This window comes from Rickettsia endosymbiont of Hedychridium roseum, assembly GCF_964028255.1.
Classification (GTDB): domain Bacteria; phylum Pseudomonadota; class Alphaproteobacteria; order Rickettsiales; family Rickettsiaceae; genus Rickettsia; species Rickettsia asembonensis.
Genome location: NZ_OZ034753.1, coordinates 1,385,480 through 1,403,230, shown reverse-complemented (window position 1 = coordinate 1,403,230; position 17,751 = coordinate 1,385,480). Strand labels below are relative to the sequence as shown.

Genomic DNA, 17,751 nt, shown 5'->3' with positions numbered 1-17,751 from the left:
TTGTTTAAATCATATTATGGCCGCCGTTGATAGAAATAGTCTCACCTGTTATAAAGCCGGCATTTTTATCAACTAAAAATGCCACGGCTCTAGCTATTTCTTCAGGCTGTCCTAGTCTTTTTTTGGGGATACTATTAACAATTTTAGCAAGTACGTCTTCGGGTACTGCTCCTACCATTTCGGTTGCAATATACCCTGGAGCTATACAGTTAACGGTAATATTTTTAGAAGCAGTTTCACGAGCAAGGGCCTTAGTAAAGCCGATAATTCCGGCTTTAGCGGCAGAGTAATTAGTTTGTCCAACCTGCCCTGCTGGAGCATTAATTGAACTGATATTTACTATACGACCGTAATCTTGGTTTCGCATCTGCTCCATTACGCTGCTAGACATATTAAAGCAAGAATTGAGATTAACGTTAATGACGTCATTCCAATCTTGATGACTCATTCTATGTAGCATTTTATCTTTGGTAATACCGGCATTGTTAACAAGAATACTTACCGGTTTTTTAAATTCCTCTTCAATTTCCTTTACTGCTTGCCTGCATTCTTCAAAATCTGCAACATTCCAGCGTTTAGTTTTGATACCGTATTTTTCTTCCATCTCTTTAGCAGCGTCGTAATTACTGAAAAAATTAGCAACTACCGTAAGACCCTTATTTTTTAATTCTAAAGCGGTAGCTTTACCTATTCCTCTAGTACCGCCTGTTACAATTGCAATTTCTGACATTATTTCTCCATACCTATATTTTGACTTTTATTAAATTTAACCGGTGGGGTTATATTTGGTTTAAGTTGTGACACCGATTTAGTTAACGGTTTAACAACTTTCTTATCACTGCGTATTACGATAGATTCTTTAGGATGATTTTTTTCATATTCTGCATCTATCTTTTTATCCATCTTTTTTTTGTCTTCAATTTTATTTGTTTTAGCCGTTACCTCCATTATACCAGCAAGTGTTTCTTTTCTACTTTTTGGAATACCCGCTTTATTTTCGCTTTTTGTTCCATAACAGCCGATAGTTGCACCGCCTGCATAAATACTACCTGCTTGTTGAGCAATATGACCGTTTTTAAGTAATTGTTTATCGATGTCTGTTATTTTTATACCGGTATATTTTGATAATGCTTGATATATTTTATTATGTTCATTAAGTCCTTCTCTATCTTTACCGCTAGCACACATTGTTAATATTTCTTCCTGAGGTAAATTTATTAAACTAGTGGTTTTATTTTCTTGTTTATTTTGTCTTATTTTTTCTGTTAAATTACTTAAGGCATCTGATATATTTAGATTAATATTTTCTTTATCAAAAGATATAAAAGGGAGTTTTGTCTCGAAGGATATTCTAAAAGGAATATCTGCTTGCTCAATATTTTCTCTTAATGTTACAGCTTTTTTTAATATTTCTTTTTCCTGATCCGTTAAATTTGCATTGTTAATTATTTCTACTGCATTTCCTTTAGGTTTATTTATCCTAAAAAAACGTTCAAATTTGCTTCTAGGTTTAATATGTGCTTTTAATTCATCAATTCCTTTTTCAGTCGGTAAATTTTCTGCTATTTTGTTTAAAGTATCACTCACTCCTGAAAAGTTATTTGTTACTCCTATAAGCCTAAATAAATTAAGAGGAGTATTAGTATTTTTCCCACCGACATTTTCCATAGATTTTTTTGTCTGATCAACAATTGTAGGATCATTACCAGCTCCTATAGGACCTGAGTTTAATGTATTGGTATGAAGAGTAACACCGTCTTCAGTCCATTCTTGGGCTTGGCGTGCATTTAAGTCGGTAATTTTTTGCCTAGAATCTATATCACCCGAAATCGAGGCTAATGTGCCTGCATGTTTAGATGTAAGCAATGTTTCAAAATTTTTACCGTCTTTGTCGGTTATTGCACCAATTTTCTCAAAGGCATTTTTCATGCCAACAATTTGTCGTAACTGGGTTGGGATAACATGCCTACCGTTTTGAATTGTATCAGCATACTGATCAACAAGCTTCCTCTCCCATTCAGGCATTACATTATACCAGTTTTTACCTTCTCTATTTTGATATTCTTGCTTTTGTTCTTCTGTCAAGCCTTTAAAAGCTACTTCCGCTTCGACTACAATATGCTCTTTTCCCTCATAATTGGTGACTTTTGACAAAGTTACTATATTAGCTCATCATTGAAATTTTGAAAATCTTTAGCAACATTTAATTTTTTATGAGCATTTTTAATACCGTTTGTTCCTAGCAATTCAGCAACATTGTCAATCTCAGTTTGCATATTTTTTGAGATATTTTCTTGTGATTTTTCCATATTCAAAGCATTAAAACTATTAATAAATTTTACTGCTTCTTTATTTAATTTCAGCACAAGCTCAGGTTTATTTTCGGTCTTTGCTATGTCTATCGCTCCTCTGATAGAGTTTAAATATTGCATTTCAAAAGCTTCAGTGCCTAAAACAATTTTTTCATTAGGATTGTTACGACCGTCACGTATTAATATTGAAGTTTCGCCATTTTTTCCTTCAATTTTAGTAAGCTTTATACCGGTTTTCTCATGACGTAAAATTTCTAAACCCTGTAATGCCTCGGTAAATCTGCCTTTTTCAACAGCTTCTTCAATTTTAGCTCTATTTGTTTCTAAAGGAACGCCTACTCCGGATGTAGTTAAAAATTCTTTTGTATGGTTTAATAAAAACGCCTTATCGTTATCAAATTGTTTTTTTAATGATGAAAGCATTATAAAATTCTATATGTAGTTGTTCATCTCTTGTTATTTTAATTAAAAATTATTATATAAAAATAGTCTAGTTAAAAATATTTAACTTTATTAATTAAAATATGTTATCTATATGAATATTGATAAATTTACTGCACATGCTAAATCAGTGATAGCTAGTAGCCAATCGATTGCTGCTAAAAACGATCATCAGCAAATATTACCTTTGCATTTATTATCTAGTCTTTTAAGTGAAGAAACAGGTATAATTCAAACCCTTATTAATAATACCGGAGGTAATATAAACTTATTAAAAGATCAAGTTCAGCTAGAACTAAATAAAATCCCAAAAGTTCAGGTTGAGGGAGGGGGACAAGTTTATTCTTCTGCTGAAGCTCTTAAAGTTTTAGAAAAAGCTAGTAGCATTGCTAAAGACAGTGGGGATAGCTTTGTAACCATAGAGCGTATATTTGAAGCATTAACTTATGATAATACTATAGCCGGTAAAATTTTAACGAATAATGGAATTAATAGTAAAAAATTAGCAGCAGCTATTTTACAGCTTCGTAAAGGCAAAAAAGCAGATACCGAATCGGCAGAAAATAGTTACGATGCTCTAAAGAGATACGGCAGAGACGTAACAGAGCTTGCCGAAAGCGGTAAGCTTGACCCGATAATCGGGCGTGATGAAGAAATAAGAAGAACCGTGCAGGTACTATCACGACGCGTGAAAAACAATCCTGTGTTGATCGGTGAACCAGGAGTCGGTAAAACTGCTATAATAGAGGGGCTTGCACAACGTATATTTAGTAAGGACGTACCTGAGTCACTTATGAACTGCCGTATTATTGAGCTTGATATGGGAGCATTAATAGCAGGTGCTAAATATCGAGGTGAATTTGAGGAGCGTCTTAAAGCAGTGCTTAGCGAAATTAAAGAATCAAGCGGTGAAATTATTTTATTTATCGATGAACTGCATCTATTAGTCGGTACGGGAAAAACCGACGGTGCTATGGATGCCTCGAATTTACTAAAGCCGATGCTTGCTCGTGGTGAGCTGCACTGCATCGGTGCTACTACTTTAGACGAATATCGTAAATATATCGAGAAAGATGCAGCACTTGCTCGCCGTTTCCAGCCTGTTTACGTGAGTGAGCCGACGGTTGAGGATACTATATCAATACTTAGAGGAATTAAAGAAAAATACGAGCTGCATCATGCAGTGCGAATTTCCGATAGTGCAATAGTTGCAGCAGCGACGTTATCAAACCGTTATATTACCGATCGTTATTTACCTGATAAAGCTATTGATTTGATTGATGAAGCTTGTAGCCGTATGAAAATAGAATTGTCAAGTAAGCCTGAAGAGCTTGACGAGCTAGATCGCCGTATTATTCAGATAAAAATTGAGCTTGCAGCACTTAAAAAAGAAAATGACGAGCATTCTAAAAAGAAAATTACCCATTTAACCGAGGAACTCGAAAAGTTAGAATCTAAATCATATGATATGAACGCTAAATGGCAGGCAGAAAAGTCTAAACTACAGCAAGCCCAAAAACTTAAAGAAGAGCTAGAACGAGCAAGAATCGATCTAGAGCGTGCCGAGCGTGACGCTAATCTCGCTAAAGCTAGTGAGCTAAAATATGGAATTATACCTGAGATTATGAAAAAGATTCAGGAAGCCGAAAGTATGGATAATAAAGTGCTATTAAAAGAAGTTGTATCGGAAAGTGATATAGCAAGTATTATCTCTCGTATTACTGGTATTCCAATTGATACGATGTTATCAAGTGAGCGTGAGCGTCTACTTGTAATGGAGCAGAAATTACGAGAATCGGTAATAGGGCAGGATGAGGCAATTAAAGGTGTTAGTGATGCGGTAAGAAGATCACGTGCAGGTATTCAGGATATTAACCGTCCGCTTGGTTCGTTCTTATTCTTAGGACCGACAGGAGTTGGTAAAACTGAGCTTACCAAAGCCTTAGCTGGTTTTCTTTTTGATGACCGTAATGCGATACTTCGTATAGATATGTCGGAATATATGGAGAAGCATGCTATTTCTCGTCTGATAGGAGCACCTCCCGGCTATATTGGATATGATCAAGGCGGGGTGTTAACGGAAGCAGTAAGACGCCGTCCTTATCAGGTAATATTATTTGATGAAGTTGAAAAAGCCCATCCCGACATATTTAATATTATGCTGCAAATACTTGATGAGGGAAGATTAACCGATAGTCAGGGTATCACAGTTGATTTTAAAAATACTATTATAGTTTTAACTTCTAATTTAGGTGCTGAGATACTCGTTAATCAGAAAGAGGACGAAGATACATATAAAGTAAAAGATGAGGTTATGGAATATGTAAAAGCAGTATTTAAGCCTGAGTTTTTAAATAGGTTAGACGAAATTATATTATTTCATCGCCTAAATCGTAATAATATTCATGATATAGTTAAGATACAGCTTGAAGCCTTGCAGAAAATTTTGCTACAACAAAATATTACTCTTGAATTTGATGAATCTGCTTTAAATTATTTAGCCGAAAAAGGCTATGACCCAAGCTTTGGAGCAAGACCCTTAAAACGCCTTATCCAGAGGGAAATACAAAATAACTTAGCCAAAATGATTTTAGCAGGCGAAATAAGTAGCGGCAATACCGTGAAAATAGCTAGAGAAAAGGAAGAGCTAAGGATAAAGATAATTGATTGATTTAAGTGTACGGCTCATATATCATTCCCGCCTATGCGGGAAGGCATTGTTGCGTGGATATAAAAAAGCACTCGATGTCATACCGTGGCTTGACCACGGTATCTATAAAAGTAACTTAAAATACTAAAATTTTAACTGGATCCCGTGATCAAGTCGCGGGATGACACTGGAAAAACTGCTCCACGCAACAAAGCCACGTGGTAATGATATAAAACTGAGCCATACAACAAGGCCTTTTTAGTCGCTCATAATGACGAATTAAGCAAAATTATAGCTTATTAATATGCTTCAATTTCAGTTAATGTTATACTTTCAGTACCTGATAATTTATAACAATCATTACTAGTAGAGTTAGGAATTTGTAAGTCAAATAATAGGGTTTTTTCTTCTTTATACAGATCAACTAAGTAAGAATTTGTAATATCTGTAACTATTGGCGATAAGTAAGTTGTTGTTTCAATAAGCTTATCAATAGCATTTTGTCCGTCTTTTAATATTTTATCGACTAGTTTTTTATCTTTATAAAAAGTATTTACGGTGCCTATTAAGGTTGTTGATATCTCATATATAATAACACCGTTTTTAATTATATTGGTTATATTAGAGTCTAATTTTGCTGTTTTAGAAAAAATTAAAGAAATAACAGTAGGATATTTATTAAATACATTAGGTAGTTCTAAAAAATTATTTACGGCTGAATAGGCAGAATTGGTTGCTTCTGAAAAACAATTAAATGCTTTGTATATGTTTTCATAATTGTTATTACTCATAAACTTACCTCTTTTTTTATATAGATAATTACCATGAAACATGATAATTACATATCATACTACTAAATTAAGAAGTGTCAATATTAAAATTTATTTACTGATATCCTCTAAACTCCATCTAGCTTTTGGACAGAAATTCAAAGGAGTAAATAGCTTATTATTGTAACGCTCAAGTCCTGCATATGCAATCATTGCAGCATTATCGGTACATAAACGGATAGGTGGATAAATAAGCTGATAACCATATGTTTTAGCACAATTACTTAATATTTCTTGTAAATATTTATTGGCAGCAACACCGCCGGCAATAACTATAGCATCATTTAAAAAGCTTGATCCAAGCGAATTTTGCGGGTAGAGCCTGTGCTCACGTACTTTTGTACGCTCCGCAGGCTCTTCCTTAAATTCATCTTGTCTAAAGCTTTTTAAATTTAGCTGTGTAGTATAATCTATATTCTCGTAATAATCATTTACAACTCGTTCATATGCTCTAATAGCATCCTGTACCTTACTACTTAGAATTTCTCCTATGGTGAACTGAAAACTTGCCGCTATATCATTAATTACATCATCATTTAGAAAGCTTGATACAAGCGAATTTTTCGACTTTCGCCTGTACTCATGTACTTTTGTACGCTGTGCAGACTCTTCCTTAAATTCATCTTGTCTAAAGCTTTCTAAATGATGACGGTCTTTATAATTAATTTCTTGTAAATTCATTATTAAAGTACGCACGGCAGTTTTAAGCCCTGAAAAGGACATATTGCAATTACCGCTGTTAATTATAGGTTTTGGAAATTTATATTTATAAGGATTGCCAAATTTTGCTCTTTTCTCAATTTCAGGTCCTCCAGGAAAGGCTAAGTTTAGCATTTTTGCTACTTTGTCAAAGGCTTCGCCTACGGCATCATCTATAGTAGACCCTAGGATTTTATATTTTCCAAGCCCTAGAACCGCTACAAATTGGCAATGTCCCCCCGAAGCTAACAAGAGTAAATAAGGATAAGGGATATTATCGGTTAATCTTGCGGTTAAAGCATGACCTTCTAAATGATTAATTGCAATAAATGGTTTTTTTAAAGCACTGCTTAGCGACCTTGCAAACATTGAGCTGACTATAACACCGCCGATTAAACCCGGACCGGAAGTTGCGGCAATTGCACTAATTTCCGTTAATTTAGTGTTGCTCTCTTTTAAAACATTTTTTAATGCTTTATCTAGATTCGATAAGTGAGAACGTGCGGCAATTTCAGGTACGACCCCTCTAAAAACTGCATGTTCTGTATTTTGTGAAATGATTATATTAGATAAGATTTCTCGATTTTCGGTGATTATAGAAACAGCTGTATCGTCACAGCTTGATTCTATACCTAAAATTTTTATCATTTAATATTGAAACCGGTATTGGCTAAAAAAGTAGTGTTGTTACGTGGATCGATAAAATCCAATGGTCACCCCGTGGCTTGACCACGGGGTCCATAAAAACAACAAAAAATACTAATATTTTAGTATTTTTAACTGGATCCCGTGGTCAAGCCACGGGATGAACAGAGGTGAAATTGATCCACGCAATAAGACTCGCTCGCAATGACGATATTTATCTTTATTTAATAATGCCTAATTAGATACCTTTAAGGTATTTAATTGATTATACAGCTTATAAATAGATTGTTCGGCATCAATAATTTTTTTATTAACTATTTTTAGTAATTTTTCCGAAGGTTTTTCTGTTATTTGCGTTGCAGAACTTACTTGCTCTGCTAAATTTTTAAGTGATTCTTGTATTTCTACAAAAGATTTTTTAAATTGTTCTTTAATAGTAATAGATGATTCTTCAAGCTCTTTAATTTTTAAGCATAGATTTTCTAATAAATGATCTATTTTAGTTTGCATTAAAGTCAATTTTTGCTTTTGTTTTTCACTAAGATAGCTTAAAGTTTCTTGCATTTTTGCCTGTATACGTACTTTTGTAGTACGTTCAAGTTCTGAAGCTAAACCTATTTTACTCATTAAAAATATTATCCATTTGTGAACGTCAAAATGATACCATTTTGCACCGTTACGATAATCTGAAGGAAAAGCATGATGGTAATTGTGCCAATTTTCACCTAGTAAAAATAGAGCCATCCACCAAATATCTCCAGCGGTACCTTTGTAATATTGTTTACTACCGGCAAAGTGGCATAAAGAATTAACACAGAAAGTTGCTTGCTGCTGCAGGAATCTACCGAGTCCCATAAATAAAAATCCTGCATATGCCGATTGTATAGTACCGCCGACTAAGTAACCGATAAATAAAGGCACGACAATATTCATAAAAGCTGCTATTTGCCAATAATATTTTAGCTGCCATTTTAATAAATTGTTTTTCCCGTGCTTAGCCCAAGTAATGCGATCAATAGACTTATAGCTACCGCTTCCGACTAGCATCCATCCTATATGAGACCACATAAAGCCTAAAAATTTATTGTCAAATTTTAAAGGAGTATGCGGATCTTGGTCTTGATCCGTATATCTATGGTGTTTATAATGATTCGATGCCCAAGATAAAGCCGGTCCTTGTAATGTTCCTGCAGACAGCATAATTAAGACAAACTCGGCATATTTATTTATTTTATAGGCATTATGAGACCACAATCTATGCAAACCAATCCCAACGGTAATATTATTAATATAATAACTAGCAATTATAAAAATAACTTCAGTTAGTCCTATCCCATAATCAAACGAATATTTAACTACAAGAGATATAATAAAAATAGGATAAAATATTAAAGCAAATAAAGCAGGCTTATTTAGTTTACTTAACATAAAATTTACAGTTTTTAGTTATAAAATATATAAATTGGCAACGAATAAAATCTATTATATTATAGTATACATAAATATAATTAATAGATATTAACATACTTAATGCATAAATACAAAGAAAATTTTGACAACAAAATTCTAGTCGCTATCTTTATTTAAACAATAACCGATAAAACGAACGGTTTTAATAATTAAATTGTCTTTCCCTAAGACCTCTCTAATTCTATTTATATGAACATCTATAAGACGTTCATTAAAGGTCTCTTCACTTTCCCATAAATAATTTTATTATTTCTTGACGCGAAAATACTTCATTTGGAAACTGAAAAAAAAGTCGCAAAATTTTAAACTCAGTAGGACCTAGGCGAATATTCAGTCCGTCTTTGTATACTTTTTCAGTATTTAAATCAATATTTATATTCTTAAATTTAATAATATTATCCTGTAAAACTGACTTAGAACGTCTCAATAAGCTCTTTAAAGTACCTACTATTTGCTCAGATAAAAAGGGCTTATAAAAAAATAGGCGTTTTAGAAAATTTATTAATTTTTCTAACGTTATTTATTGTTATTAAAGGATTTTCTTGTAATTCTGCACTAATAATCATGATAGCAAGCGGCTGACTAAAGAAATAAGTTAATGCTTTTTCTAGAGTTGAAGCCCTAATTATATTAAATCCTGCTCTCTCTATATCATTACTTAAAGAAATATTAACACTTTTTTTATTTTTTTCTTCTATAATTAAAACTTCAGGTAATAGCTTATCAAACACTGAATTAATCTCCATTAATATTTAGTAAATAATTAAAAACTTTTGTAATAATTTTCTGATTTATTAGGGTTTATAGCAAACTTTTTATAAAAAGAAACAAAGAAATAATAATTTTTTAAAGATAATACTTGAATTTAATAGTTTTAGTTGCTATAAATAGCTTTATTTTAAAGTTTGTTTGTTGGAGATTTTTATATATCATGAGCTTTTATGAATCAGTTTTTATTATACGCCAAGACGTATCATTAAACGATATAGATAAAATCGTTGATGATTTTGCTAAAATTATTAAAGGCAATAATGGCACTATCGTAAAAAAAGAATATTGGGGGTTAAGAACTTTAGCTTACAAAATCGGTAATAACAAAAAAGGACATTATTATTTTTTAGGTCTAGATATTACTGGTAATGTAAAAGAAGAGCTAGAAAGAAAAATGAAGCTTAACGAAAATATCATTAGATTTCTTACAATTAAAGCAGATTCAATTAGTAGTGAACCTTCACCGATATTAAAAAATCAGAGTACAGAGAATACTCCGGTAATTGATGTAACTTAATAATTAAATTTGTAAGAATTAAGGTTAAAGAATGTTAAAAAGTAATAATGCTAGTGAAACAGCTACTCGCAAGGTAGGAGATAAAACTGCTAAAAAAGTGTTTTTTAGAAGACGTAAAGGATGCCCTCTTTCTGTGCCTAATGCACCTGTTATTGATTATAAAAATCCTGAGCTTTTAATAAAATTTGTTTCTGAAGGCGGTAGAATGCTACCAAGCAGGATCACGAACGTTTGTGCAAAGAAACAAAGAAAGCTAAATAATGCTATTAAAATTGCAAGAATTTTAGCGTTATTACCTTTTGTATTTCAAGCTAAATAAAGGCATAATACATGGAAATTATATTAATAAAACCCGTAAGAAAATTAGGTAAAATTGGCGACATGCTCAAAGTAGCAGACGGATTTGGTCGTAATTATCTTTTACCGCAAAAATTAGCTATTAGAGCTACTGAGCCTAATAAAGAGCTAATAGTGAAACAAAAACACGAATTTGAAGCAAAAGATAAGCAAATAAGAGAAGAAGTAGAAAAAATTAATGCTCTTATTAAAGAACAAAAATTAGTTTTTATCCGTCAAACATCAGATGACGGTAAACTTTTCGGTTCGGTTACTAACAAAGAAATAGCCGATAAATTATCTAAAAATGTATCTTATAATATCTCTCATTCAAATATTATTCTTGATAAACAAATTAAATCTATCGGAATTTATACAGTTGAAATAAGACTCCATGCAGAGCTTAATGCTATAGTTACGGTTATTGTTGCAAGATCAGAATCAGAAGCACAAGATTATTTACGCGAACAAAAGACTGAAACTTCAGAAGATTTAGCTGAGTCAGCATAAATTTTTTCTATCGTCATTGCGAACGAACATCGTTCCTGCGGCAATCTAGTTAAAAATTCTGATTTACAGAATTTTTTTAACTATTTTTCTGGATTGCAACAATGCTTCGCTCCTTGCAATGACGGTTCGGTGTCCATACAACAACGTTCCACCTATGCGGGAATAACATAATTCGTACACTATCGAATTAACTACGATATCCTTAAAAATAACTTTCAACAATACTAATATTTTTCAACCATGCTATATGAAAAATTTGAGTATAATATCAATAATCTAATAGGTAATTTTGGTTTATCTAAAATAGCGGTTGCAGTCTCCGGTGGGAGTGATTCGGTAGCACTTCTTTATCTTGCTAACATTTGGGCAGAAAAAAATAATATAGAATTATCTGTTATATCGGTTGATCATAACTTACGGGAACAGTCGAAGCAAGAGACCCATTATATCCAAAATATCAGTAATAATCTAAATCGCAAGCATTATAGTTTATATTTTGATCATCAAAATAATTTTTCTAATTTACAAGAAAGAGCAAGAGAAGGACGCTATGATTTGATGACAAATCTATGTCTAAAACTCGATATATTAGTACTTTTAACTGCTCACCACGCAGATGATTATATAGAAAATTTTTGTTTAAGATTAGAACGTAATAGCGGTATATTTGGACTTAGTAGCAGTAATATTAATTGGTATAATAATATACAAATAATTAGACCGCTATATAATATTCCAAAAAGTGAATTAGTAGAGTATTTAGTCAGTCATAATATAAAGTGGTTTGAAGATGAGTCAAATTCATCTGATAAATATAGACGAAATGTTATTAGGCAAAAATTAGCTAAAGGCGAAGATTATATTAAAGCCGATATAATCTTACAACAGCTTGAAATTAATGATTTACTGGATAATAAATTTAAACCAGAGTTAATATCAGCAATAGCCGAAGCAGTCAAAATTTTTGAATATGGCTTTGCTTTTCTTGATTTAGTTAAATTTGATAAGTTTTCAAATGAGGTGAAAGTACAAATAATTAATTTTTTACTGATAATAATTAGTGGACAATCTAGAGCAGCTCGTTTTTATTCGGTAGAACCTATTTTGAAATTAATTACTCAAGACGTAAACTTTAAGAATACCCTTCATGGCTGTGTAATTAATCGTATACAAAACGAGTTACTTATATACAGGGAATTCGGCAAAAAATTACCTGAAAGTAAAATATTATTGGATAAATCCGTTATTTGGGATAATAGATTTTGCATCACAAGAAATCAAGAAACTCAAAATTGTTTTGTAACTCATCTATCGTTAGAAGATTATAAAATGATAAAGAAACAATTAGATCTAGAACCTTTGAAAAATCTATCCTGCAAAAACCACAATGCAATTTTATTTACCTTACCTATCATTAAAATACTTGAAAAAGTTATAGCAATACCACATATATCATATTATGATAACGACATGTGGAACTTTGAAGTATCTTTTGCTCCAAATTTTGTATCTCGTTTCACCCATTTTTGCTAACACCGGTATTTAGCTTTGTTGCATGGATACCAAATCGTCATTGCGAGCGGCCGTAGGCTATGCGGCAATCCATAAAAAATTAAAAAAATGCTATAAATTAGCGTTTTTTACTGGATTGCTTCATCAAAACTTGCAGTTTTTCTTCGTAATGATGAAAAAAAAACGATCCATGCAACAACGCCTCTAATACCGATAAAAATTTTTATTAGGTTTTATATCGATGAATAATCAAGGTAGAAGTATTTTAGCTTGGGCAGCACTTTTTGTTTTTGTAATATTACTTTTTAATGTTTTCCAATCTGACAGTTTACTTGGCGGAAGAAATAATATAACTTTCTCGGATTTTTTAACGCGAGTTGATGAAAAGACCGTTAATTCGGTAAAAATTCAAGGTAGAGTAATTGAAGGCACTTCAAATGACGGCTCTACTTTTAACACTTATGCTCCTGATTATCCTGATTTAGTAAATCGTCTTACTAGTAATGACGTTAATATTGAAGTGGTGCCTCTTGAAACAAGAATGAATACCTTTTTAGGCTTTTTAATTTCTTGGTTTCCTATGCTTTTATTGATAGGTGTTTGGGTTTTTTTCATGCGTCAAATGCATGGAGGCGGGAAAGCCATGGGGTTTGGAAAATCGAAAGCTAGGTTGCTATCAGATAAAGGACCAAAAATTACCTTTAAAGATGTAGCAGGTATCGATGAAGCAAAAGAAGAATTAACTGAAATAGTAGATTTCTTAAGAGATCCAAGCAAGTTCCAAAAGCTTGGGGGTAAAATACCGAAAGGCTGCTTACTTATAGGACCTCCTGGAACAGGAAAGACCCTTCTTGCTAAAGCAATTGCAGGTGAGGCTAATGTTCCGTTTTTTAGCATATCAGGCTCTGATTTTGTTGAAATGTTTGTGGGTGTCGGTGCAAGCCGTGTGCGTGATATGTTTGAACAGGGTAAACGTAATGCTCCTTGTATTATCTTTATCGATGAAATTGATGCGGTAGGTCGCCATAGAGGTATCGGTATGGGCGGCGGCAATGATGAACGTGAGCAAACCTTAAACCAAATGTTAGTCGAAATGGACGGATTTGAAGCAAATGAGGGAGTTGTGATCATTGCAGCTACAAACCGTCCTGATGTTCTTGATCGTGCATTGCTACGTCCCGGTAGGTTTGATCGTCAAATTGCCGTTGCAAACCCTGATATAAACGGTCGTGAGCAAATTCTAAAAGTACATTTAAAGAAAATTAAATATAATAGTACGGTACTAGCACGAATTATTGCTCGTGGTACCCCGGGCTTTTCCGGTGCTGAACTTGCTAACTTAGTTAATGAAGCTGCTCTTATTGCTGCAAGGCTTGGTAAGAAAGAAGTAGATATGCACGATATGGAAGAGGCAAAAGATAAGGTGCTGATGGGAGTTGCACGTCGTTCTATTGCAATGTCGGAAAAAGAAAAAAAATTGACTGCATATCATGAAGGTGGACATGCATTAGTAGGGCTTTATTGTCCTGCAGCATCGCCTATTCATAAGGCTACGATTATACCGCGCGGTAATGCTCTTGGGATGGTGCAAAGACTTCCTGAAACTGATGAATATTCTCAGAATCGTGAACAGATGGAATCATCTATAGCGGTTTATATGGCAGGAAGAGTAGCAGAGGAAATTATTTTCGGTAGAAATAAAGTTACCTCAGGAGCTTCATCGGATATAAAAGGTGCAACTAATATTGCAAGAGCGATGGTTACAAAAGCAGGTTTAAGTGATTTAATAGGACCGATATTCCATGGTTCAAGCGGTGATGATATGTATGGTAGACAACCGAGTAATGAAACCTCGGAAGCTACTGCAGAGTTAATCGATGCCGAAGTTAAAAGAATTATTACGCAAGGATATGAATTTGCAAAAGATATTTTAACAAAACATATAGATCAGCTTCATACTTTAGCTAATGCTTTAATTGAGTATGAGACATTATCCGGTCAGCAAATTAAAAATTTACTTAGCGGTAGAGCTTTAGATTCAGAAGAAGAAAATAAATTTCCTTTTAATGATTCATCTACTATAAAAATAGATAAAGAAAAATCACCTGAGAAAACAAAAACAGCTAAGGCTAAAAAAGAAAATTCCGCTTCCTAAGTTTAATAGTATAATTTATGTATAAATTTATAGATTTATTTTGCGGCATCGGTGGTTTTAGAAAAGCCTTGGAAACAAAGGATCTTGAATGTGTTTTTTCTTCTGATTTAGACAAAGACGTACAAGAAGCATATAAAAGAAATTTTGGTGATAAGCCGTATGGTGATATTACTGAAATACCGGAAAACAAAATCCCTAAACATGATATTTTATGTGCCGGTTTTCCTTGCCAATCTTTTAGTATTTCAGGTAAGAGGCTTGGTATAGATGATATTAACGGTAGACTCTTTTATGAAATAATAAGAATAGCACAATATCACAAACCCTATATATTATTACTTGAGAATGTCAAAAATATTCTGAATATTGATAATGGCAGTGTAATTGAAACTATAGACCAAAAATTAGATGAGATTGGCTATAAAGTATATAGAAATGTGTTAAATGCTTCATTATTTGGAGTACCGCAAGCAAGAGAAAGAGTTTATTTTGTTTGTTTACGAAAAGATTTTAGCAGTGAATATACACTCAAATACGTAAAGCCGAAAGAATCTTATGAAAGGATTTTTCTTGGTGATATTTTAGAAAAGGATGTTGATAAAAGTTTATATATTAATAGAGATGATATTGTTTTAGATAAAACACCGGTTGAAAAGCAATTAAAGCCAATTAGGATCGGTCAAGTTAATAAAGGCGGTCAAGGTGAAAGGATTTACAGCCCTTTCGGTCATTCAATAACTTTATCGGCTTTTGGTGGCGGTGTTGGTGCTAGAACCGGTCTTTATTATATAAATGATAAGATAAGAAGACTATCAATCAATGAATGTAAATATTTAATGGGTTTCCCTCAAGATCATTATGTTGCAGATGGATTAAAGGGTTATAGGCAATTAGGCAACTCAGTAATTCCACAAATAATAGCAAATATATATGACTCAATAATAGCAGTTTAATGGATAATGGAAACGCATATATAGGTAAAAATGTAGAAAATCTTTTTAAAAATAGTATCAGTGAACATATTGATATAATAGATAAGATTAGAGATGTTTTTAAAATAGAAGGCAATTTTTCACATGCTATTAGCACAGGAATATATGCAGAAAAATCTGATGTTAAAATGAATTTTAGCTGCGGTTATAACATAGATGTTAGTATTAAGGCATATAAGCAGGCAATAGCCTATAATCAATTTACAAGAGCGTCTATAAGTAATTTTTGCAAAACATTTAACTTAAATTGTTTAGATTATCTACAAAATTTGATAATTAACAAATCGAGAAATATTAAGTCAAATTTAATTCCATTTGAAGAACAAGAAAGGGTGTTATTGATTTTTCAGCCTATTGCAAAAGAAATGGTTAAATGGTCATTCTCAAATGAAACTGTAAGAGAGTTATTAGTTTTATATCAGAGAGAAGAAAAACTAATGCGTATATATGTAATGAAAGATGTTCTAAAAGCTCTAAATTATGATATTATTTTTACAAATAAGGGTAATATTATAATAGGTAATTATATTGTAATTCAACGAAAAGGGGGGAATGGCTCTTTAAGTAAAACAATCCCTAAAGATTCAATTAAACATCCCGGTAATAACATTCAACTAAAATTAAAAATCAAAGATTTTGTTAATGGTATGAAAGATTGTGAATTAGCTAATTATTTTGTATAGTCCTAAAAATAAATTTTAAGAGAGTACTTAAATGGCAGAGTTAAGATTACCGCCAAATTCATTAGTAAAAAAAGGAAAAGAGCATAAAGAACACGAGGAAATGCTTAAACCTAGAAAGGTAAAAATTTATAGGTATGACCCTGATCTTGATGAGAATCCTACTATCGATAGTTTTGAGATAGATTTAAGCAAAACCGGACCGATGGTTTTAGATGCTTTAATTAAAATCAAAAACGAAATCGATTCGACTCTAACGTTCAGGCGTTCTTGTCGAGAGGGAATTTGCGGTAGTTGTTCCATGAATATTGACGGTACAAATACTTTAGCATGTATAAAACCGATAGAAGAGATATCAGGCGATATCAAAATCTATCCGCTTCCTCATATGAAAGTAGTGAAAGACTTAGTACCTGATATGTCGCATTTTTATGCACAATACGAATCTATAGAACCTTGGCTCAAAACCGATAGCCCTACCCCTTCAAACTCTGAAAGGTTACAGTCGATTAAAGACCGAGAAAAGCTTGACGGTTTATATGAGTGTATATTATGTGCTTGCTGTTCTACTTCCTGTCCTAGCTATTGGTGGAACGGTGATAAATATTTGGGTCCTGCGATTTTATTGCAGGCTTATCGATGGATTGCCGATTCAAGGGATGATCATACCGGCGAACGTCTTGAAGATTTAGAAGATCCGTTCAAGCTTTATCGTTGCCATACGATTATGAACTGTACTAAGACCTGCCCGAAAGGCTTAAACCCTGCTAAGGCTATAGGTAAAATAAAAAGTTTAATTGCAGAACGTCATGGCGTATGATTCTTAATTAATTATTTTTAAAATGATAAAATAATGAAAAAAACAATTATTTTTTGTTGGTTATTTCTTAGTTCGATATCTTGTGCTTTTGCTGTTGATTGTAATAATGCCATGACACAAGGTGACATGAATTATTGTGCTGGCGAAGAATATAAGAAAGTTGATAAGAAACTAAATAAAATATATAAAGAAATATTAAAGCATATTTCAGACGAACAAGAAAAAGTTAATTTACTTAAAAAATCCCCAAATTTATGGATTAAGTACCGAGATGCTGATTGTGAATTTCGGAGTTCTGGGGTTTATGGCGGTTCCGTATATCCAATGATACTGCTTATGTGTCTTACAGAAAAAACCGAAGAGCGTATAAAAAAAAGAATTTGAAGCCATGCTGAAATGTGAAGAAGGCGA

The 17,751-nt window shown here is 32.7% G+C and carries 19 protein-coding genes; 11 read left to right on the top strand and 8 right to left on the bottom strand.

Annotated elements, in window-relative coordinates; translation table 11 throughout:
- Nucleotides 1–4: 4 nt before the first annotated feature.
- The 3 genes from AC5587_RS08110 to AC5587_RS08100 are packed head-to-tail and all read right to left on the bottom strand — an operon-like array spanning nt 5 to nt 2,735.
- Nucleotides 5–730, bottom strand: a complete 726-nt coding sequence (locus tag AC5587_RS08110; RefSeq protein ID WP_499162412.1) for an SDR family oxidoreductase — start codon at nt 728–730, stop codon at nt 5–7.
- Nucleotides 730–2,154 carry a hypothetical protein gene (locus AC5587_RS08105; RefSeq protein WP_499162411.1) on the bottom strand — a complete coding sequence of 475 codons (1,425 nt, stop codon included), beginning with the start codon at nt 2,152–2,154 and terminating at the stop codon, nt 730–732. Before AC5587_RS08105 ends, AC5587_RS08110 begins: the two co-directional genes overlap by 1 nt.
- A gap of 5 nt (nt 2,155–2,159) precedes the next feature.
- Nucleotides 2,160–2,735: a hypothetical protein gene (locus AC5587_RS08100; protein WP_499162410.1), complete on the bottom strand. Its 576-nt coding sequence runs from the start codon at nt 2,733–2,735 to the stop codon at nt 2,160–2,162.
- A 112-nt stretch (nt 2,736–2,847) separates the two neighbouring features.
- On the opposite strand from AC5587_RS08100, the gene clpB reads away from it, so the two are divergent.
- Nucleotides 2,848–5,424, top strand: a complete 2,577-nt coding sequence (clpB, locus tag AC5587_RS08095) for an ATP-dependent chaperone ClpB (protein ID WP_499162409.1) — start codon at nt 2,848–2,850, stop codon at nt 5,422–5,424.
- Nucleotides 5,417–5,551 (top strand): hypothetical protein, encoded by a 135-nt coding sequence (locus tag AC5587_RS08090; protein ID WP_410527637.1) that lies wholly within the window; start codon nt 5,417–5,419, stop codon nt 5,549–5,551. The genes clpB and AC5587_RS08090 overlap by 8 nt, the downstream gene beginning before the upstream one ends.
- 151 nt (nt 5,552–5,702) lie before the next feature.
- Here AC5587_RS08090 and AC5587_RS08085 read toward each other — a convergent pair whose 3' ends face one another.
- The 5 genes from AC5587_RS08085 to AC5587_RS08065 form a co-directional block, all read right to left on the bottom strand.
- Nucleotides 5,703–6,194, bottom strand: coding sequence for a DUF5424 family protein (locus AC5587_RS08085; protein ID WP_499162408.1), 492 nt, complete (start codon nt 6,192–6,194; stop codon nt 5,703–5,705).
- Nucleotides 6,195–6,284: 90 nt separating this feature from the next.
- Nucleotides 6,285–7,580 carry a tRNA (adenosine(37)-N6)-threonylcarbamoyltransferase complex transferase subunit TsaD gene (gene tsaD, locus AC5587_RS08080; RefSeq protein ID WP_499162407.1) on the bottom strand — a complete coding sequence of 432 codons (1,296 nt, stop codon included), beginning with the start codon at nt 7,578–7,580 and terminating at the stop codon, nt 6,285–6,287.
- A 231-nt stretch (nt 7,581–7,811) separates the two neighbouring features.
- A complete protein-coding gene (locus tag AC5587_RS08075; RefSeq protein WP_410527634.1) occupies nt 7,812–9,005 on the bottom strand; it encodes a fatty acid desaturase in 1,194 nt (397 codons plus the stop codon).
- A gap of 138 nt (nt 9,006–9,143) precedes the next feature.
- Complete coding sequence (locus AC5587_RS08070) at nt 9,144–9,227, bottom strand: hypothetical protein (RefSeq protein WP_499163025.1); 84 nt, start codon at nt 9,225–9,227, stop codon at nt 9,144–9,146.
- A 290-nt stretch (nt 9,228–9,517) separates the two neighbouring features.
- Entirely contained in the window at nt 9,518–9,793 is a 276-nt protein-coding gene (locus AC5587_RS08065; RefSeq protein WP_499162406.1) for a hypothetical protein, read from the bottom strand.
- Between the two features lie 185 nt (nt 9,794–9,978).
- Between AC5587_RS08065 and rpsF the strand changes: the two genes are divergently transcribed.
- The 9 genes from rpsF (at nt 9,979) to AC5587_RS08020 (ending at nt 17,724) form a co-directional block, all read left to right on the top strand.
- The gene (gene rpsF / locus AC5587_RS08060) at nt 9,979–10,335 is read left to right on the top strand and encodes a 30S ribosomal protein S6 (protein ID WP_499162405.1); all 357 of its coding nucleotides are present in this window, start codon (nt 9,979–9,981) and stop codon (nt 10,333–10,335) included.
- Nucleotides 10,336–10,366: 31 nt separating this feature from the next.
- On the top strand, nt 10,367–10,654 hold the full coding sequence (gene rpsR / locus AC5587_RS08055; protein WP_010420625.1) for a 30S ribosomal protein S18: 288 nt from the start codon (nt 10,367–10,369) through the stop codon (nt 10,652–10,654).
- Nucleotides 10,655–10,665: 11 nt separating this feature from the next.
- Complete coding sequence (gene rplI / locus AC5587_RS08050) at nt 10,666–11,181, top strand: 50S ribosomal protein L9 (protein WP_499162404.1); 516 nt, start codon at nt 10,666–10,668, stop codon at nt 11,179–11,181.
- A gap of 240 nt (nt 11,182–11,421) precedes the next feature.
- A complete protein-coding gene (gene tilS / locus AC5587_RS08045; protein WP_499162403.1) occupies nt 11,422–12,714 on the top strand; it encodes a tRNA lysidine(34) synthetase TilS in 1,293 nt (430 codons plus the stop codon).
- Between the two features lie 220 nt (nt 12,715–12,934).
- Nucleotides 12,935–14,848: an ATP-dependent zinc metalloprotease FtsH gene (gene ftsH / locus AC5587_RS08040; RefSeq protein ID WP_499162402.1), complete on the top strand. Its 1,914-nt coding sequence runs from the start codon at nt 12,935–12,937 to the stop codon at nt 14,846–14,848.
- Nucleotides 14,849–14,865: 17 nt separating this feature from the next.
- Nucleotides 14,866–15,801, top strand: a complete 936-nt coding sequence (locus tag AC5587_RS08035; RefSeq protein ID WP_499162401.1) for a DNA cytosine methyltransferase — start codon at nt 14,866–14,868, stop codon at nt 15,799–15,801.
- Complete coding sequence (locus AC5587_RS08030) at nt 15,801–16,523, top strand: hypothetical protein (protein WP_499162400.1); 723 nt, start codon at nt 15,801–15,803, stop codon at nt 16,521–16,523. The genes AC5587_RS08035 and AC5587_RS08030 overlap by 1 nt, the downstream gene beginning before the upstream one ends.
- A 31-nt stretch (nt 16,524–16,554) precedes the next feature.
- Entirely contained in the window at nt 16,555–17,340 is a 786-nt protein-coding gene (locus AC5587_RS08025) for a succinate dehydrogenase iron-sulfur subunit (RefSeq protein ID WP_499162399.1), read from the top strand.
- 33 nt (nt 17,341–17,373) lie between these two features.
- Nucleotides 17,374–17,724: a lysozyme inhibitor LprI family protein gene (locus tag AC5587_RS08020; protein ID WP_499162398.1), complete on the top strand. Its 351-nt coding sequence runs from the start codon at nt 17,374–17,376 to the stop codon at nt 17,722–17,724.
- The last annotated feature ends 27 nt before the right edge of the window (nt 17,725–17,751 follow it).